Annotated in this window: 15 protein-coding genes; 5 read left to right on the top strand and 10 right to left on the bottom strand. The window is 74.6% G+C overall.

Annotated features, from left to right (window positions below; all coding sequences use genetic code 11):
- Positions 1–16: 16 nt before the first annotated feature.
- On the bottom strand, positions 17–1,486 hold the full coding sequence (locus BMZ33_RS02275) for an AAA-type ATPase lid domain-containing protein (RefSeq protein WP_169063774.1): 1,470 nt from the start codon (positions 1,484–1,486) through the stop codon (positions 17–19).
- Between the two features lie 195 nt (positions 1,487–1,681).
- On the opposite strand from BMZ33_RS02275, the gene BMZ33_RS02280 reads away from it, so the two are divergent.
- The 3 genes from BMZ33_RS02280 to BMZ33_RS02290 are packed head-to-tail and all read left to right on the top strand — an operon-like array spanning position 1,682 to position 4,530.
- A complete protein-coding gene (locus tag BMZ33_RS02280; RefSeq protein WP_091107312.1) occupies positions 1,682–2,725 on the top strand; it encodes an amidohydrolase family protein in 1,044 nt (347 codons plus the stop codon).
- Positions 2,726–2,737: 12 nt separating this feature from the next.
- A complete protein-coding gene (locus BMZ33_RS02285; protein WP_091107314.1) occupies positions 2,738–3,508 on the top strand; it encodes a metal-sulfur cluster assembly factor in 771 nt (256 codons plus the stop codon).
- A complete protein-coding gene (locus BMZ33_RS02290) occupies positions 3,505–4,530 on the top strand; it encodes an NAD(P)-dependent alcohol dehydrogenase (protein WP_091107316.1) in 1,026 nt (341 codons plus the stop codon). The genes BMZ33_RS02285 and BMZ33_RS02290 overlap by 4 nt, the downstream gene beginning before the upstream one ends.
- 32 nt (positions 4,531–4,562) lie before the next feature.
- On the opposite strand, the gene BMZ33_RS02295 is transcribed toward BMZ33_RS02290, so the two are convergent.
- Positions 4,563–4,916 carry a nuclear transport factor 2 family protein gene (locus tag BMZ33_RS02295; protein ID WP_091107318.1) on the bottom strand — a complete coding sequence of 118 codons (354 nt, stop codon included), beginning with the start codon at positions 4,914–4,916 and terminating at the stop codon, positions 4,563–4,565.
- A gap of 72 nt (positions 4,917–4,988) precedes the next feature.
- Here BMZ33_RS02295 and BMZ33_RS02300 point away from each other — a divergent pair, with 72 nt between their 5' ends.
- Positions 4,989–7,313 carry a transketolase-like TK C-terminal-containing protein gene (locus tag BMZ33_RS02300; RefSeq protein ID WP_091107319.1) on the top strand — a complete coding sequence of 775 codons (2,325 nt, stop codon included), beginning with the start codon at positions 4,989–4,991 and terminating at the stop codon, positions 7,311–7,313.
- Positions 7,314–7,345: 32 nt separating this feature from the next.
- Here the strand turns inward: BMZ33_RS02300 and hppD are convergent, their stop codons facing one another.
- Positions 7,346–8,551 carry a 4-hydroxyphenylpyruvate dioxygenase gene (gene hppD, locus BMZ33_RS02305; RefSeq protein WP_091107322.1) on the bottom strand — a complete coding sequence of 402 codons (1,206 nt, stop codon included), beginning with the start codon at positions 8,549–8,551 and terminating at the stop codon, positions 7,346–7,348.
- A 155-nt stretch (positions 8,552–8,706) separates the two neighbouring features.
- Here hppD and BMZ33_RS02310 point away from each other — a divergent pair, with 155 nt between their 5' ends.
- Positions 8,707–9,291, top strand: coding sequence for an Lrp/AsnC family transcriptional regulator (locus BMZ33_RS02310; RefSeq protein WP_169063775.1), 585 nt, complete (start codon positions 8,707–8,709; stop codon positions 9,289–9,291).
- On the opposite strand, the gene BMZ33_RS02315 is transcribed toward BMZ33_RS02310, so the two are convergent.
- The 7 genes from BMZ33_RS02315 to iolB all read right to left on the bottom strand — a co-directional run bounded on the left by BMZ33_RS02315 (position 9,245) and on the right by iolB (position 17,470).
- Positions 9,245–10,099 (bottom strand): mycofactocin-coupled SDR family oxidoreductase, encoded by an 855-nt coding sequence (locus BMZ33_RS02315; RefSeq protein ID WP_091107327.1) that lies wholly within the window; start codon positions 10,097–10,099, stop codon positions 9,245–9,247. The genes BMZ33_RS02310 and BMZ33_RS02315 overlap by 47 nt on opposite strands.
- A gap of 75 nt (positions 10,100–10,174) precedes the next feature.
- On the bottom strand, positions 10,175–11,668 hold the full coding sequence (locus BMZ33_RS02320) for a CoA-acylating methylmalonate-semialdehyde dehydrogenase (RefSeq protein ID WP_091107328.1): 1,494 nt from the start codon (positions 11,666–11,668) through the stop codon (positions 10,175–10,177).
- Between the two features lie 10 nt (positions 11,669–11,678).
- Positions 11,679–12,554, bottom strand: coding sequence for a sugar phosphate isomerase/epimerase family protein (locus BMZ33_RS02325; RefSeq protein WP_091107330.1), 876 nt, complete (start codon positions 12,552–12,554; stop codon positions 11,679–11,681).
- Positions 12,551–13,633, bottom strand: coding sequence for a Gfo/Idh/MocA family protein (locus BMZ33_RS02330; protein ID WP_169063776.1), 1,083 nt, complete (start codon positions 13,631–13,633; stop codon positions 12,551–12,553). Before BMZ33_RS02330 ends, BMZ33_RS02325 begins: the two co-directional genes overlap by 4 nt.
- Complete coding sequence (locus BMZ33_RS02335; RefSeq protein ID WP_091107332.1) at positions 13,630–14,586, bottom strand: sugar phosphate isomerase/epimerase family protein; 957 nt, start codon at positions 14,584–14,586, stop codon at positions 13,630–13,632. The genes BMZ33_RS02330 and BMZ33_RS02335 overlap by 4 nt, the downstream gene beginning before the upstream one ends.
- 26 nt (positions 14,587–14,612) lie before the next feature.
- Positions 14,613–16,550 (bottom strand): 3D-(3,5/4)-trihydroxycyclohexane-1,2-dione acylhydrolase (decyclizing), encoded by a 1,938-nt coding sequence (gene iolD / locus BMZ33_RS02340; RefSeq protein ID WP_091107334.1) that lies wholly within the window; start codon positions 16,548–16,550, stop codon positions 14,613–14,615.
- Complete coding sequence (gene iolB, locus BMZ33_RS02345; protein WP_091107336.1) at positions 16,547–17,470, bottom strand: 5-deoxy-glucuronate isomerase; 924 nt, start codon at positions 17,468–17,470, stop codon at positions 16,547–16,549. The genes iolD and iolB overlap by 4 nt, the downstream gene beginning before the upstream one ends.
- Position 17,471 lies beyond the last annotated feature (1 nt).

A 17,471-nucleotide genomic window follows, 5' to 3' on the forward strand; every position in this document is an offset into this window, starting at 1 on the left:
CCGGAGCGCGGGGGCCTCAGCCGGACCGCGGCACCGCGATCTTGTACTGGGCGATCTTGCGGTAGAGGGTGGCGCGGCCGATGCCGAGCTCCTCGGCGACCCGGGTCATCGTCGTCCCCGGCTCGGTCAGGCACCGGACGATCTCGTCGCGCTCCAGCCGCTCGAGCCGCGACAGCGGCCGGCTGCCGCCGTCGAGCACCTCCGGCGCCAGGTGGTGGACGTCGACGACGTCGGCGCGGGCGGCGGCCTCGCGCACCACCCGGCGCAGCTGGCGCACGTTGCCCGGCCACGGGCAGCCGGTCAGCGCGCGGGCGGCGCGCGGGGTGAGGGCGACGGTGCGGTGCCGCTCCTGCCGGGCGAACAGGCCCGCCAGCGGCAGCACGTCCTCGGTGCGCGCCCGCAGCGGCGGCACCTCGACGACCGCGTCGGCCAGCCGGGCGAGCTGGTCGGGCAGCACGGCGAACTCCGGCGCCGACAGCACGAACGGCTGCGGCCGGCCGGGGCGGCGCGCGGCGGCCAGGGTGCGGGCGAGGTCGCCGGCGGCCCACGCGGGCAGGTGCGGCAGGCCCGAGACGATCACGCAGGTGTCCGGGTCGTGCAGCTCCGGCGTCCACAGCTCCAGCCAGGCCGCGACGTCCCCGCCCTCCGGCGCGCGGGCGTGCAGCAGCCGCTGCCGCACCGCCAGCCGGCGCCGGGCCAGCGCGGCCAGCGTCGCCTTGCCCGCGCCGGGCTCGCCGAGGACGGTGAGCACCCGGCCCGCCGCGACCGCCCGCGCGGCCTCGTCGAGGGCGGCCCGCCAGCCGGCCGAGACGCACAGGTCGCCGTCGTCGTCCCCGGCGGACCCGCGGACGACGGAGAACACCTCGCCGCGCGGCGCGGGGCGGACCGTGCGGCCGCCGGCCCGCACCAGCATGAGCGCGCTGGTGGCCGACGCCGCGGTCTGCGCCAGGCCGAGCAGCAGCTCCGAGGACGACTCCGACCAGGTGGTCAGGTTGATGCTGCCGGCCAGCTGCCCGGTGAGCGGCTCGAGCACCGGCGCCGCGGCGCAGGTGTAGCCGCGCAGGTCGGTGCAGTAGTGGTCACCGGCGCGCACCAGCGAGGGGGCGCGGTCGGCCAGCGACAGCCCCAGGCCGTTGGTGCCGGCGTTGCGCTCGCTGTAGGTGAACCCGGGGGCGAGGTGCACCCGGTCCAGGGAGCGCCGGATGTCGCGGTCGTCGCCGAGGCGGGCGAGCACCAGCCCGTCGGAGTCGGCGACCATCAGGCTCACCGGCTCGTTGGCGATGGTCGACTGCAGGTCGGTGAGCACCCGGTGGGCGCACTCGTAGAGCAGCGAGCCGGTGTCGGGGGAGCCGGTGAAGACCGGGATGACCTCGTCGGGCGGCACGCCGTAGTCCTGGCTGCGGTGCCACGACGCGCGCAGCCTCGGGGCGGCGACCCGGCCGGCGAGGTCGGGGTCGGCGAGGCTGCGGGCCGGCAGGTCGTCCACGGGTCCCTCCGGTGCTGGGAGGCCGGCCACGGGAGCCGCGCCGGCTGTGGCGCAGACCACGCAGTGTACCCACTCCAGCGTGGTCACCGCTGTCCCGAAGTGAGACACCGCGCGGCTACACCGCGGGCGGTGCGGTGCCTAGCGTCGGCGGCCAGACGGTGACCCCACTCACACCGACGCCGACGGAGGCCCCGGATGTACAGCAAGGACGGCGAGCAGTACTACGTCGTGGACGCCCACATCGCGCTGTGGGACGCCCGCCCCGAGAACCAGCGCAACATCCACGGCAAGCAGTTCATCGACTGCTTCTACGACTACCACCGCAACCTGTCGCCGGAGTCGGAGACCTGGGGCTACGAGGAGTACCTCTACCAGGGCGGCGAGCGGCTGATGCGCGACGTGTTCGTCGACGGCATCGTCGACCACGCCGTCTTCCAGCCGGCCCGCCTCGCGGAGTTCTACCACCGGGGCTTCGGCCAGACCGAGGAGGCGTTCGCCCTCGCCCAGGCCCACCCGGACAAGCTCACCTACAACCACTACTGGGACCCGCGCGACGGCGAGAACGGCCTGGAGAAGCTCCGGGAGAACGCCGAGCGCATGCAGCTCACGGGCGTGAAGCTCTACACCGCCGACTGGCACGGCGAGTCCCGCGGCTGGAAGCTCACCGACCCGATGGCCTACCGCTACTTCGAGGTCTGTCGCGAGCTGGGCATCCGGAACATCCACATCCACAAGGGCCCCACCATCCGCCCGCTGGACCGCGACGCCTTCGACGTGGCCGACGTCGACCACGTGGCCACCGACTTCACCGACCTGAACTTCGTCGTGGAGCACGTGGGCCTGCCGCGGCTGGAGGACTTCTGCTGGATCGCCACCCAGGAGCCCAACGTCTACGGCGGCCTGGCGGTGGCGATGCCCTTCATCCACACCCGGCCGCGCTACTTCGCCCAGATCATGGGCGAGCTCCTCTACTGGATCGGCGAGGACCGGATCCTGTTCTCCAGCGACTACGCCCTCTGGACGCCGAAGTGGCTCGTCGAGCGGTTCGTGGACTTCCAGATCCCCGAGGACATGACCGAGTACGCGCCGATCACCACCGCGCAGAGGAAGAAGGTGCTCGGCCTCAACGCCGCCCGCCTCTACGACCTGCAGGTGCCCGAGCACCTGCGGCTGCCCGAGGCCGACGAGACCCAGACCGGCCCGCGGGACCCGGCCGCCGCCGACCTCGCGACGGTCTGAGGGGGACGCTGCATGACCGCCGTCCTGACCGACCGGGCCGCCGTCTCCGAGCGGGAGGTGCGCGCGGCGCTGGGCACCGTCGTCGACCCCGAGCTCGACGAGCCGATCACCGACCTCGGCTTCGTCCGCTCGGTGGCGGTCGCCGGGTCCGGTGACGGGGTGCACGTCGAGGTGCACCTGCGGCTGCCCACCTCGTTCTGCGCGCCCAACTTCGCCTGGCTGATGGTCTCCGACGCCTCCGACGCGGTGTCGGCCGTGCCCGGGGTGGGGCGGGTGGTCGTCGAGCTCGACGACCACCACGACTCCGAGCTGATCAACCGGGGCCTGGCCGCGGGCCTGGGCTACCGGGGCACCTTCGGGCACGAGGCGGAGGAGTCCCTCGACGAGCTGCGGGCCACCTTCACCCGCAAGGCGCACACCGCCGCGATGGAGCGGGCGGTCACCGCCCTGCTCCGGCTCGACCCGGCGGTGGACGTCGCGGCGCTCACCCTCGGCGACCTGCCGGCGGGGGAGCCCACCACCGAGGCGCTGCTGCGCCGCCGGGCCGCGGTGGGCCTGCCGCTGGACCCGGGCGCACCGGTGCTGGTCGAGGCCGACGGCACCCGGCCCACGCACGACGCCGCGGCGCACTTCCTGCGGCGGGCCCGCTCGGTGCGCATCTCCGTCGACGGGAACGCACACTTCTGCCGCGGGCTGCTCACCACCCGCTACCCGGGGTCCGAGGCCGACCAGACCCCCCGCCCCGAGGACCGACCGCTGATCCCCCTGGAGGTGCGCTCATGAAGGCCGTCCGCGTGCACGAGTACCACGCCGACCCCAGCATCGACGACATCCCGGAGCCGGAGCTCCAGGGCCCCCTCGACGTCATCGTCAAGATCGGCGGCGCCGGGGTCTGCCGCACCGACCTGCACATCCTCGAGGGCCAGTGGGCCGACATCCAGGACCCGGAGCTGCCCTACGTCATCGGGCACGAGAACGCCGGGTGGGTGCACCGGGTCGGGGAGGGGGTCACCAACGTCGCCGTCGGTGACACGGTGATCCTGCACCCCCAGCCCAGCTGCGGCCTGTGCCTGGCCTGCCGCGCCGGGCGGGACATGCAGTGCGAGCACGCCTTCTTCCCGGGGCTGTCGAACGACGACGGCGGCATGGCGGAGTACCTGCGCACCACCGCCCGCGCCTGCGTGAAGCTGGACCCCTCCACCAACCCCGCGGACGTCGCCGCGCTCGCCGACGCCGGCATCACCGCCTACCACGCCGTGCGCAAGGCCCTGCCGCTGCTGCACCCGGGCACGACGGCGGTCGTGCAGGGTGCCGGCGGTCTCGGCCACATCGGCGTGCAGTGCCTGGCCGCGCTGTCGGGCGCCCGGGTGGTCGTCGTCGACCGCAACCCCGACGCCCTCGAGCTCGCCCGCCAGATCGGCGCGGACGAGACCGTGGTCGCCGACGGGAACCAGGTGCAGGCCGTGCAGGAGCTCACCGGCGGAGGCGCGGACGTCGTCTTCGACTTCGTCGCCGAGCAGGGCGCGGAGATGGACGGCTGGCACATGACCGGCCCGGCCGGCTCCCTCTACGTCATCGGGTACGGCGGCGAGCTGCGGATCCCGACGCTGGAGTTCGTCGCCGGCGAGAAGAACGTCGTCGGCAACATCGTCGGCACCTACACCGACCTCGCCGAGCTGATGGTGCTCGCGCAGGCCGGGAAGGTCACCCTGCACACCCAGCAGTACCCGCTCGACCGGGCCGTGGACGCGATCCGCGACCTCGACGCCGGGAAGGTCCGGGGCCGGGCCATCCTCGTGCCGTGAGGAGGGGTCCCGGCCGGGTGACCGGCCGGGGCCTACCGCTCGGTGTCCATCCGCCGCACGAGGTCGCCGTCGAAGCGGTACACGTGCCGGACGGTCTCCCGCGAGAGCAGGGTGCCGCCGGGGTCGCGCACGGTCATCGCGACGGTGACCTCGACCGCGCCGTCGGGGCGCTCGGTGACCCGGGTCGGGCGGAGCACCGGGCGGATCTGCGCCCACTGGCGCGCCCAGTAGTCGCGGACGCCCTCGCGCCCGTGGACGCGGCCGCCCTCCCAGCCGTTGGGCCAGTCGACGTCGGGGCTCATCGCGGCCAGCACCGCGTCGAGGTCGCGCGTGCTGAACGCCCGGTAGAGCGAGTGCAGCTGCGCTGCGCGGTCGGGTGCGGTCATGGACGGGTCCTCTCGCGACGGCGGCCCGGGCACCCGCCATCCTGGTGCCCCGACCGCCCGACAGGAGAGACCATGACGCTGACCGCCCCGCGGCCCCCCGCCACCGGCTCCGACGACGCCGCGCTGCGGGAGGTCGAGCAGCGCGTGCTGTGGCTGGCGACGGCGGTCGTGCACCACGCCAACCGGGTGCGCCCGAACCCGAGCGGCCTCAAGGTGGGCGGCCACCAGGCCTCCAGCGCCTCGATGGTCACGATCATGACGGCGCTGTGGCTGGAGCACCTGCGCGCCGACGACCGGGTGAGCGTCAAGCCGCACGCCTCCCCGGTGCTGCACGCCCTGGAGTTCCTGCTCGGGCAGCTCGACGCCTCCTGGCTGACCACGCTGCGCCGGTTCGGCGGGCTGCAGTCCTACCCGTCGCGGCTGAAGGACCCCGTCCCGGCCGACTACTCGACCGGCAGCGTCGGCATCGGCGCCACCGCCCCGATCTGGGGTGCGCTGGCCCGCCGCTACGTCAACACCCGGTTCGGCGCGGGCGGCACGGGCCGGCAGTGGTCGCTGGTCGGCGACGCCGAGCTCGACGAGGGCGCGATCTGGGAGGCCGTCCTCGACCCGATGGTGGCCGAGCTCGGCGAGGTCGTGTGGGTGGTCGACCTCAACCGGCAGTCGCTCGACCGCGTCGTCCCCACCATGGGCGCCACCCGGCTGCAGGGCATGTTCGCCGCCGCCGGCTGGCAGGTGCTCACCGTCAAGTACGGCCGGCTGCTCGAGGAGCTGTTCACCCGCCCCGGCGGGCCCGCGCTGCGCGACCGCATCGACGGGATGAGCAACGCCGAGTACCAGCGCATGCTGCGCCGCGCACCGGCCGAGATCCGGCGGACCCTGCCGGGGGAGGGGCCCGGCGCGGACGACGTCGCGGCGCTCGTCGCCGGCGTGCCCGACGACGGGCTGGTCGCGGCGGTGCGCAACCTCGGCGGCCACGACCTCGCCGCGCTGCGCCAGGCGTTCACGCGGATCGACGACACCCGGCCCACCGTGGTCATCGCCTACACGCTCAAGGGCTACGGGCTGGCCACCGAGGGCCACCCGCAGAACCACTCGGCGCTGCTGACCGAGGCCCAGCTGCACGAGCTGGCCGCGCACGTCGGCGTCGACCCGGCCGACCCGTGGGCGGGCTTCCCGGCCGACAGCGCGCCGGGGCGGCTGCTCGCCGCGGCCGCCGGCCGGCTGCGCCGCGCCGACGTCCCCCTACAGGCGCCGCCGCCGGTGCCGGCCGACCTGGGCCGCACCCCCTCGGGGACGGCGACCACCCAGGCCGCGCTGGGCCGCACGCTGCTCGACCTCAACCGGGCCGCGCCGGAGGTGGGCCGGCGGGTGGTCACCGTCAGCCCCGACGTGTCGAGCTCGACCAACCTCGGCGGCTGGGTGAACAAGGTCGGCGTCTGGTCGCACGAGGACCGGCGCGACTGGTTCGCCGACGACGCCGAGACGATCCTGCACTGGCGGGAGCGGCCCTCGGGCCAGCACGTGGAGCTGGGCATCGCCGAGACCAACCTGGTCGGCGCCATCGGCGAGCTGGGCGCCACCTGGTCGCGCTGGGGCCGGCCGCTGCTGCCGATCGGCGTGCTCTACGACCCGTTCGTCGAGCGGGCGCTGGAGCCGTGGTCGTTCACGATCTACGCGGGCGGGCAGTCGCTGCTGGTGGGCACGCCCTCGGGCGTCACGCTGGCCCCCGAGGGCGGCGCGCACCAGTCGATCACCACGCCGTCGGTCGGGCTGGAGCAGCCCGGCTGCCTGTCCTACGAGCCGGCCTTCGCCCTCGACACCGAGTGGTGTCTCCTGGCCGCGCTCGGGCAGATGGGGCGTCCCGGCGGGTCGAGCTCCTACGTCCGGCTCTCCACCCGGCCGGTGGACCAGGCGCTGGCCGCCGTCCCCGCCGACCCCGCGGCCCGCGAGCGGCGCCGCCGGCAGGTCGTGGCCGGCGCGTACCCGCTGCGGCGCGCCGCCCGCCCGGCGGTCACCCTCGCCGCGGTGGGCGCCGTCGTCCCCGAGGTGCTGGCCGCCGCCGAGCGGCTCGACGGCCTCGGCTTCCCCGCCGACGTCGTCTGCGTGACCAGCCCCGACCTGCTGTTCCGGGGGGTGCAGGCCCGCCGCGGCCTGGACGAGGCCCCCGGCTGGGTGCTCGACGCCGCGTTCCCCGCCGAGCGGGCCGCCCCGCTGGTCACGGTGCTCGACGGCCACCCCCACACGCTGGCCTTCCTGGCCGGCGTCCGCGGCGTGCCGGCCACCCACCTGGGCGTGACCCGCTTCGGCCAGAGCGGTGACCTCGACAGCGTCTACCGCTCCCACGGCCTCGACGTCGACTCGGTGGTGGGCGCCGCCCTCGACCTCGTCGACTGAGGAGCACCCGGCCGAGCGCGGCGGGGGGTCGGTCAGAAGTTGCCGCGTCTCGCCTGCTCGCGCTCGATGGCCTCGAAGAGCGCCTTGAAGTTGCCCTTGCCGAAACCCAGCGAGCCGTGCCGCTCGATGAGCTCGAAGAACACCGTCGGCCGGTCGCCGGTGGGCCGGGTGAAGATCTGCAGCAGGTAGCCGTCCTCGTCGCGGTCGACCAGGATCCCGCGGGCCTGCAGCTCCTCGATCGGCACCCGCACCTCGCCGATGCGCGCCCGCAGCTCGGGGTCCTCGTAGTAGGAGTCGGGGGTGGCCAGGAACTCGACGCCCTCGGCGCGCATGGCGTCCACGGTGGCCAGGATGTCGTTCGTCGCCAGCGCCACGTGCTGGGCGCCCGGGCCGCGGTAGAAGTCGAGGTACTCGTCGATCTGCGACCGCTTCCTGCCCAGGGCCGGCTCGTTGAGCGGGAACTTCACCCGGTGGTTGCCGTTGGCCACCACCTTGCTCATCAGCGCCGAGTAGTCGGTGGCGATGTCCGCGCCGACGAACTCGGCCATGTTGGTGAACCCCATGACCCTGTTGTAGAAGTCGACCCAGGCGTCCATCGCGCCGAGCTCGACGTTGCCCACGACGTGGTCGACGGCCTGGAACAGCCGCCGCGGCCGGCCCGGGCGGGGCACGAAGGACGACGTCCGCGCGACGAAGCCGGGCACGTACGGGCCGCTGTAGCGGGACCGGTCGACCAGGCCGTGCCGGGTGTCGCCGTAGGTGGCGATCGCCGCACGCCGCACGGTGCCGTGCTCGTCGGTGAGGTCGTGCGGCTCCTCGAGGACGGTGGCGCCCTGCGCCCGGGCGTGCGCGACGCAGCGGTCGACGTCGGGGACGGCCAGCGCGATGTCGGCGATGCCGTCGCCGTGCCGGCGGTGGTGGTCGGCCAGCGGGCTGTCGGGGTCGTAGGCGCCCTGGACGACGAACCGCGCGGCGCCCGAGCGCAGCACGTAGGCGTGGTGGTCGCGGTTGCCGGTCTCCGGACCGGAGTAGGCGACCAGCTCCATGCCGAACGCCGACTGCAGGAAGTGCGCCGTCTGCAGCGCGTTGCCCACCACCCACACCAGCGCGTCCCAGCCCGACACGGGGAACGGGTCGGCGGAGTCGTCGTGCTCGACCAGCCCCACGAGCTGCTTGAGCTGGTCGAGATCGAGGCGGGCGAGCCGCTCCTCGTCGTTGAGGACCTGGTCGAGGCTCATCGTCGGGTCTCCCGTCGGGCGTGCCGGCAGCGTCGGGGGCAGCGCACACCCGCTGACCCGGCTGGGCAACCGGTGTCGCTGCGACTGCCCGGTGTGCTCAGATGGCACAGCTGCACCCCGGCCGGGGTGGGCAACCCGCACAGCTGGAGGCGCACGTGACCGCAGGCCGGCCGCTCGACGCGCTGGACGTGGCCCTGCTCGCCGCGCTGCGCGAGCACCACCGCGCCGGCGACCTGGAGCTCTCGCGGCTCACCGGCGTGGCCCGCGCGACGGTGACCGCCCGGCTGGCGCGCCTGGAGGAGGCCGGCGTGGTCACCGGGTACGGGCCGGACGTCGACGTCGCCGCCGCGGGGTGCGGCGTGCAGGCGTTCGTCACCCTGGAGATCGCCCAGGGCGCCATCGACGCCGTCCGCCGCGACCTGGAGGCCATCCCGGGCGTGCTGGAGGCGCACGCGACCACCGGCAGCGGCGACGTGCTGTGCCGGGTGGCGGCGGGCTCGCACGAGGCGCTGCAGCAGATCCTGGTCGACCTCAACCGGTCCTCGGCGGTGGTGCGCTCCACCAGCGTGGTGGTGCTCTCGGAGCTGGTGGCCTGGCGGACGCTGCCGCTGCTGGCCGCCGAGGCGGCCAGCGGGTCGGGCCGCTCGCCCTACCGGCGGGAGGGCGAGCGGCCGGCAGCCCCCGGCGCGGAGCTCAGCGCAGCACCACGCCGGCGTCGACGCGCAGCTCCAGCCCGGTGACGTAGCGGGCGTCGTCGGAGGCGAGGTAGCGCAGCGCGGCCGAGGTGTCCCGGGTCTCCATCCAGCCGATGGGCAGCACGTGCTGCGGCCGGGAGGCGATCTCGTACTCCTCGTCGGTGGGGGCGGGGTTGTCCGGGAGGAAGAGCCGCTTGTTCGTCTCGGTCATGTAGATGGCCGTGTTGACGTTGGTCGGGGAGAGCGCGTTGACCCGGATGGAGTGCGGGCCGAGCTCGGCGGCCATCGGCTTGAGCATCCCCACGAGCGCGGTCTTCGCGGCCACGTAGTGGGTGATGTTCGGGAAGCCCTTCGTCGCGCCGGCCGAGGCGATCATGATGATGGCGCCGCCGCGGCCGCCCTCGATCATCGCCGGGGTGGCGGCGCGGACGGTGTGCCAGACGCCGGTGAGGTCGGTCTCGACGGTGTCCTTCCACTCCTGCAGGCCGATCTCCCAGAACGGTCCCGCGCCGCAGCAGATGCCGGCGTTGGCCACCACGACGTCGACCCGGCCGAACTCGGCCAGGCCCTTCCTCAGCACCGCCTCGACGGAGGCGTAGTCGCGGACGTCGGCGCGCTCGGCGACCATCCGCCGGCCGGTGGCCTCGACGAGGGCGCGGGTCTCCTCGAGGTCGGCCTTGGTGGCCATCGGCGTGCTGGCCCCGGGGATGTCCTCGCAGATGTCGAAGCCGACGATGTCCGCGCCCTCCTGGGCGAGGTCGACGGCGAACTGCCGGCCCTGGCCGCGCCCGGCGCCGCTGATGAAGGCGACCCGGCCGGCGAAGCGGTGCGGGTCGAACGCTGTGGGGGCCATGTCCTCGTTCCTCGTGCGGGGGGTGGGGGAGGGGTCGCCGGCGCCGGCGGGGGAGCCCGCCGGCGCCGGGCGGCGTCAGCTGTTCTGCGGGAAACCCAGGTTGAGGCCGCCGTGGCTGGGGTCGAGCCAGCGGGAGGTGACGACCTTGCCGCGGGTGTAGAAGTGCACGCCCTCGGCGCCGTGGGCGTGGGAGTCGCCGAAGAGGCTGTTCTTCCACCCGCCGAAGGAGTAGTAGGCCATCGGCACCGGGATGGGCACGTTGATGCCGATCATCCCGACCTCCACCTCGTGCTGGAAGCGCCGGGCGGCGCCGCCGTCGTTGGTGAAGATCGCGGTGCCGTTGCCGTACTCGTTGCCGTTGATCAGCTCGACGGCGTGCTCGTAGGTGTCCACCCGCAGCACCGACAGGACCGGGCCGAAGATCTCGTCGGTGTAGACGCTCATGTGCGGCTCGACGTGGTCGACCAGCGTGGGACCGAGCCAGAAGCCGTCCTCGCCGCCGTCGGGCTGCACCTGCCGGCCGTCGACGACGACCTTCGCGCCCTGCTGCTCGCCGGCCTCGACGTAGGAGGCGACGCGGTCGCGGTGCCGCTCGCTGATCAGCGGGCCCATGTCGCAGCCCTTGCGGCCGTCGCCGGTGCGCAGGGTCCTCGTCCGCTCGGCGATGCGGGCGACCAGGTCGTCGCCGACCCCGCCGACGGCGAGCACCGCGCTGATGGCCATGCACCGCTCGCCGGCCGACCCGAAGCCGGAGTTGACCGCCTGGTCGGCGGCGAGGTCGAGGTCGGCGTCGGGCAGCACGACCATGTGGTTCTTCGCGCCGCCGAGGGCCTGCACGCGCTTGCCGTGCCGGGTGCCGGTCTCGTAGACGTAGCGGGCGACGTCGGTGGACCCGACGAAGGACACCGCCTTGACGTCGGGGTGCTCGAGCAGCCGGTCGACGGCGACCTTGTCGCCCTGGGCGACGTTGAACACGCCGTCGGGCAGGCCGGCCTCCTTCCACAGCTCGGCCATCCAGATCGACGCGGAGGGGTCCTGCTCGCTGGGCTTGAGGACGACGGTGTTGCCGGTGGCGATCGCGATGGGGAAGAACCACATCGGGACCATCGCCGGGAAGTTGAACGGGCTGATGACCGCGACCGGCCCGAGCGGCTGGCGGATGGAGAAGACGTCGACGCTGGTCGAGGCGTTCTCGGTGAAGCCGCCGCGGACCAGGGAGGGCACGCCGCAGGCGTACTCGACGACCTCCTGGCCGCGGGAGACCTCGCCGAGGGCGTCGTCGAGGACCTTGCCGTGCTCGGCGGTGATGATCGCGGCGAGCTCGGGCTTGCGGGCGTTGAGCAGCTCGCGGAAGCGGAAGAGCACCGCGGTGCGCTTGGCCAGCGAGGTGTCCCGCCAGGCGGGGAAGGCGGCCGCGGCGGCGGCGACCGCCGCGTCGACCTCCTCGGTGCTGGCCAGCGCGACCTCGCCGGTGACCTCGCCGGTCGCCGAGTCGGTCACCTCGCCGGTGCGGCCGCTGGCGCCCTCGCGGCGGGCGCCGTCGATCCAGTGCGGGATGGAGGTGGGCATGGGGGACCTCTCAGGAGGGGGTGGTGTCGGGGAAGTGCTTGGTGACCAGCTCGCGGATGGCCTGCAGCATCCGGGTGCCGGACTCGCGGGCCTGGTCGTCCCAGCCGAAGACGCAGGTGGTCAGGACGCCGTCGAAGCCGATGCCGGCCAGGGCGGCGAAGGCCTCGTCGAAGTCGACGTCGCCCCGGCCGATCTCCATGTGCTGGTGCACACGGGTGGTGTTGCCCGGCGGGTTGGTGATGTACCGCAGGCCGTCGGAGGCGCGGTGGTCCATCGAGTCGGCGACGTGCACGTGGGTGAGCAGCTCGCCGGCGTGGGCGATGATGCCCGGCGCGTCGTCGCCCTGGTGGAACGTGTGCGGCGTGCAGTAGAGGAAGGACACGCAGGGGCTGTCGATGCCGCGGACCATGTCGATCGCGGGGTGCCCGAGCTCGATGAAGTCGTCGGGGTGCGGCTCGAGCGCCAGCTTGAGCCCCTCGCGCTCGAACAGCGGCAGCAGCTCCTCCATCGAGCGCCAGAACATCGCCTCGGCGAGCTCGGGCGCCTCGGGCCGGCCGTTGAACTCGCTGTTCATCGTGTCCACGCCGAGCTCGACGCAGATCTCGATGGCGCGCTTCCAGTACCGGACGGCCGCCTGCCGCTCCACCTCGCCGGGCCCCGACCAGCGCATGACCGGCAGCACCGAGGTGATGCCGACCCCGGCGTCGGCCAGCCGGGACTTGAACGCCCGGACGGTGGCGGTGTCGGTGCGGGGGTGCTTGAAGAAGGGGACGAGGTCCTCGCGGGGCGAGAGCTCGATCCACTCGTAGCCCATCCGGGCCACCTCGTCGGGCAGCTCCAGCAGGGGGACGTCGCGCAGCATCTGCGGGTCCAGCGCGATCCTCACGATCGGGTTCCTCCTCGCGGTTCCATCCGGACCTCGGTGCGCCGGCCGGTGCGCAGCGCCTCCACTCCTGCGGCGCAGACGGCCTGGGCGGCGTAGCCGTCCCACGCGCCGGGGCCGTCGATCCCGCCGTGCCGGGCGGCGTCCACCCAGCGCTGCACCTCGATGTCGTAGGCGCGGCCGAAGCGCTCCCGGAAGCCGGGGGCGGCCGTGGAGCCGCGGACGGCGCCGCCCGGGCCGGCGGACAGCCGGACCGGCCCGGGGTCCAGGCCGATCAGCGCGCTGCCGTCCTCGCCGACGACCTCGGTGCGCACCTCGTAGGCCAGGCCGGTGCTGACGAAGCACTCGACGTCGACCAGCCGGCCGCCGGTCGTCTCGAGGAGGACCACCAGCGGGTCGGACAGGCCCTCGGCGGCGCGCCGGGTGGACCGCGGACGCAGCACGGTGACCGCGGCGATCTCCTCGCCGAGCAGGAACCGGGCGACGTCGACCTCGTGGACGACGGAGTCGTTGACGACCGACTCGGTGGTCACGCCCGCGGGCACGGCGGGGTTGCGGTGCGCGCAGTGCACGAGCAGCGGCTCGCCGAGGCCGCCGGAGGCGACGAGCTCGCGCAGCGCGGCGTACTCGGGGTCGAAGCGGCGCATGAACCCGACCTGCACGAGCCGCTGCCCGGTGCGCGCGGTGTACGCGTCCTCGGCGCGGACGACGGCCAGCGAGCTGTCGGCGTCCATGGTCAGCGGCTTCTCGCACAGCACCGGCACGCCGCGCTCGATGCAGGCGAGCACCTGCTCCTCGTGGAAGCGGCCCGGGCTGGCGACGACGACCGCGTCGACCCCGGGGTCGGCGATCGCGGCCAGCGGGTCGGGGACCACGCGGGCGCCGGGCACCCCGGCGGCGACCTGGTCGGCGCGGTCCGTGGCCGCGTCGCTGACGACGGTCACGCGGGCACCGGACACCCGGCGGGACAGCCGGGCGACGTGGTCGGCGCCCATCAGGCCGACGCCGAGGACGGCGACGCGCAGGTCCGCGGTCTCCGCCCCGGCCGGCGTGACGGCGGGCAGGACCTCGGCGGCGGTCACGCCTGCTCCGCCGCGGGGGTGCGGGGCCGGCCGATCTGCAGCGAGGGCAGTCCGCAGGAGCCGATGAGCCGGTGGGTGCGCTGCGCGATGGGCAGCGGCACGTCGGGCGGGCAGGGGTAGAGGTCGTGCTCGACGATCGCGAACACGTCCAGGCCCAGCCGCTCGACCTCGGCCAGCAGCGGCGGCAGGTCCGGCACGCCGTGCGGCGGCTCGATCATGGCGCCGAGCTGCACGGCCTGGGGGAAGGGGACGTCCTCGGCGTGCACCCGCTCGATCACCGCCGGGTCGACCTGCTTGAGGTGCAGGTAGCCGATCCGCTCGGGGTAGCGGCGGATGAGGTCGAGGTTGTCCCCGCCGTAGTAGCTGACGTGCCCGGTGTCCAGGCACAGCGGGACGTAGCGCGGGTCGGTCTCGGCGAGGAAGCGCTCGATCTCGGGCTGGCGGCCGACGTGGCTGTCGGCGTGCGGGTGGAAGGCGATGGACAGGCCGAACTCCTCCTGCACCGCCCGGCCGAGCCGGTCCACGCCCGCGGCCAGGCGTGCCCACGCCTCGGCGGTGAGCTCGCGCGGCTCTACCGCCTCGCCCGTCCTGTGGTCGCGCCAGACGTCGGGGATGACGACCACGTGGGCGCCGCCCATCGCGGCGGTGAGCGTCGCGACGTCGCCGACCTGGCGCCACACGTCGTCCCAGGAGTCGGGGCGGTGCAGGTGCTCGAACACCGTGCCGGCCGAGACGCGCAGGCCGCGGGCGGCCAGCTCGTCGGCCAGCCGGGCGGGGTCGGTGGGCAGGTAGCCGTGGGGACCGAGCTCGATCCACTCGTAGCCGGCGGCGCTGACCTCGTCGAGGAAGCGCGGCCAGGGCACCTGCTGGGGGTCATCGGGGAACCAGACGCCCCACGAGTCGGGCGCGGACCCGACCCGGATCCGGGCGCCTCCTGGCTGCTGCACGGTCATGTCGTCCTCTCCTCGGAGGGGTGCGGTCAGGGACGCTCGGACGGCGTCAGGTAGGGGTGCTGGCGCGCCTTCCACTGCTCGTAGACCCCGCGGGCGCGCCGGGTGCTCTCAAGGGTGGACACCTCGCTGACCGGCACGTCCCACCACGACTCGCTGGAGGGGGCGTCGACCAGCGGGTCGGTCTCGACGTGGACGACGGTGCTGCGGTCGCCGGCCTTGGCCTTGCGCAGGGCGGCCTCCAGGCTGGGGCCGTCCTGGGCGGTGAGGACGTCGACGCCGAGGCTGGCGGCGTTGGCGGCGAGGTCGACCGGCAGCACGTCGCCCTCGAGCCGGCCGTTGGCGGCCCGGGCGCGGTAGCGGGTGCCGAACCGCTGGGAGCCCAGCTGCTCGGACAGGGCGCCGATCGAGGCGAAGCCGTGGTTCTGCACCAGGACGACGACGATCTTGACGCCCTCCTGGACGGCGGTGACCAGCTCGGTCGGCATCATCAGGTAGGAGCCGTCGCCGATCATCACGAAGACGTCGCGGTCGGGGCTGGCCATCCGGATGCCGATGCCGCCGGGGATCTCGTAGCCCATGCACGAGTAGCCGTACTCGACGTGGTAGCCCTTCGGGTCGCGCACCCGCCACATCTTGTGCAGGTCGCCGGGCATCGAGCCGGCGGCGCAGACGACCACGTCGCGGGGCGCCGACACCTCGTTGACCAGGCCGATGACCTCGTTCTGGGTGAGCCGGCCGCCCTCGCCGGCGCTGGGCACCGGCGGGTGGTAGGCCGCCTCGACCGTGGCCTCCCACGCGGCGGCGAGCTCGGCGGTGCGCGCGCGGTGGGCGTCGTCGACCGACCAGCCGGCCAGCGCCTCGCCGAGGGCGGTGAGCGCCTCGCGGGCGTCGGCCTGCACCGCGACACCGGCGTGCTTCACCACGTCGGGGGAGGCGACGTTGACGTTGACGAAGCGCACGCCGGGGTCGCTGAAGGCGGTGCGGGAGGCGGTGGTGAAGTCCTGGTAGCGGGTGCCGATCCCGATGACGACGTCGGCGTCGCGGGCCAGGGCGTTGGCCGCCGTCGTCCCGGTGGAGCCGATGGCCCCGACCGACTGCGGGTGGTCGAAGGGCAGCGCGCCCTTGCCGGCCTGGGTCTGGGCGACCGGGACGCCGGTGGCGGTGGCGAGGGCGTCGAGCGCCCCGGTGGCGTGCGAGTAGATCACCCCGCCGCCGGCCACGATCAGCGGCCGGCGGGCCGAGCGGATCACCTCGGCGGCGCGCTGCAGCGCGGCGCGCTCGGGCAGCGGCCGGCCGACGTGCCAGGTGCGCTCGGCGAACAGCTCCACCGGCCAGTCGAAGGCCTCGGCCTGGACGTCCTGCGGGAAGCAGAGGGTGACCGCGCCGGTCTCGGCCGGGTCGGTGAGCACCCGCATGGCGCCCAGCAGCGCCCCGGGCAGCTGCTCGGGCCGCCAGATGCGGTCGAAGTAGCGCGACACCGGCCGGAACGCGTCGTTGACGGTGACGTCGCCGGAGGCGGGCAGCTCCAGCTCCTGCAGCAGCGACCCGGCCGAGCGGGTGGCGAAGGTGTCGGCGGGCAGCAGCAGCACCGGCAGCCGGTTGATCGTCGCCAGGGCCGCGCCGGTCAGCATGTTGGTGGAGCCCGGCCCGACGCTGGTCGACAGCGCCCAGGTCTGCAGCCGGTCCCTGGCCCGGGCGTAGGCGACGGCGGTGTGCACCATCGCCTGCTCGTTGCGGCCCAGCACGTAGGGCAGCGCGCCGGGCTCGTCGACCTCGGCCTGCAGCAGCGCCTGGCCGAGGCCGGCGACGTTGCCGTGGCCGAAGATGCCCAGGCAGCCGGCGAACAGCCGCTGACGCTGCCCGTCGCGCTCGGTGTGCTGCTGGGCGAGGAACTTGACGACCGCCTGGGCGACGGTCAGCCGGACGGTCTCGGTCCGGGCCGGGGGGTGGGACGGGGCGCTCACGGTCGGGTCGCTCCGTTCTGGTCGGGGCGGGCGGTGGGGGAGTGCAGGGGCAGCCGCGGGTCGACGTCCTGCTGCGCCCAGGTGCCGCGCACCCAGGCGTGCTCGGGGTCGTCGACGATGCGCCAGGCCCGCTCGGGGCCGGGGCCGGCCATGACGTTGAGGTAGTAGAGGTCGTGCCCGGGTGCGGCGATCGAGGGGCCGTGCCAGCCGTGCGGCACCAGGACGACGTCGCGGTCGCGGACCTCGGCGAGCACGTCGATCGGCCGTTCCGGGGTGCCGTACACCCGGTGGTAGGCCAGGCCCGGCTGCCCCTGCGGGCCGGGGGCGACCTCGAAGTAGTAGATCTCCTCGAGCTCGCTCTCGGCGTCGCTGGTCTCGTCGTGCTTGTGCGGCGGGTAGCTCGACCAGTTCCCGCCGGGGGTGATGACCTCGCAGGCGATGACCGCGTCGGCCTCGAAGACGCCGGCGGTGGCGAAGTTGTTGACCTGCCGGCTGCAGGCGCCGGCGCCGCGCAGCTCGACCGGCACGCCGGCCGCGGGCCCGTAGCGGACCGGCAGGCGCCGGCCCGCCCGGGCGCTGCAGAGGGCGAACCGGCCGCCGCGCTCGCTGCTGAGCTGCGCGGTGGCCTCGCGCGGGAGGTAGGCGAAGTCGGTCGGCCCGGCGAACACGTCCGGCCGGCCGGCCAGCGTGAGGATCTCCCCGTCGCAGGACACGACCAGGCCGCCGGACAGCGGCACGACGACGACCTCGTCCTCGCCGGTGTGCAGGGTGTGCGTGCCGCCGGGGGGCAGCTCCAGGACGCGCAGGCCGGAGTGGCCCCAGCCGGCCGACTCGGGGGTGACCTCGAGGGCGTAGTCGCCGGCGGCGGCGCTGCCGGCGGGCAGGTGCAGGGCGCGGGTGTCGGGCGCGGTGGCGGTCACG

The sequence above is a fragment of the Geodermatophilus dictyosporus genome (assembly GCF_900115505.1).
Lineage (GTDB): Bacteria > Actinomycetota > Actinomycetes > Mycobacteriales > Geodermatophilaceae > Geodermatophilus > Geodermatophilus dictyosporus.

What these genes read in the sequence shown, in the direction of transcription:
- BMZ33_RS02335 (WP_091107332.1), bottom strand. Translation starts at nt 14,586, where the DNA reads ATGACCGTGCAGCAGCCAGGAGGCGCCCGGATCCGGGTCGGGTCCGCG.
- BMZ33_RS02315 (WP_091107327.1), bottom strand. Translation starts at nt 10,099, where the DNA reads ATGGCCCCCACAGCGTTCGACCCGCACCGCTTCGCCGGCCGGGTCGCC.
- BMZ33_RS02295 (WP_091107318.1), bottom strand. Translation starts at nt 4,916, where the DNA reads ATGACCGCACCCGACCGCGCAGCGCAGCTGCACTCGCTCTACCGGGCG.
- BMZ33_RS02285 (WP_091107314.1), top strand. Translation starts at nt 2,738, where the DNA reads ATGACCGCCGTCCTGACCGACCGGGCCGCCGTCTCCGAGCGGGAGGTG.
- BMZ33_RS02290 (WP_091107316.1), top strand. Translation starts at nt 3,505, where the DNA reads ATGAAGGCCGTCCGCGTGCACGAGTACCACGCCGACCCCAGCATCGAC.
- BMZ33_RS02320 (WP_091107328.1), bottom strand. Translation starts at nt 11,668, where the DNA reads ATGCCCACCTCCATCCCGCACTGGATCGACGGCGCCCGCCGCGAGGGC.
- BMZ33_RS02300 (WP_091107319.1), top strand. Translation starts at nt 4,989, where the DNA reads ATGACGCTGACCGCCCCGCGGCCCCCCGCCACCGGCTCCGACGACGCC.
- hppD (WP_091107322.1), bottom strand. Translation starts at nt 8,551, where the DNA reads ATGAGCCTCGACCAGGTCCTCAACGACGAGGAGCGGCTCGCCCGCCTC.
- BMZ33_RS02280 (WP_091107312.1), top strand. Translation starts at nt 1,682, where the DNA reads ATGTACAGCAAGGACGGCGAGCAGTACTACGTCGTGGACGCCCACATC.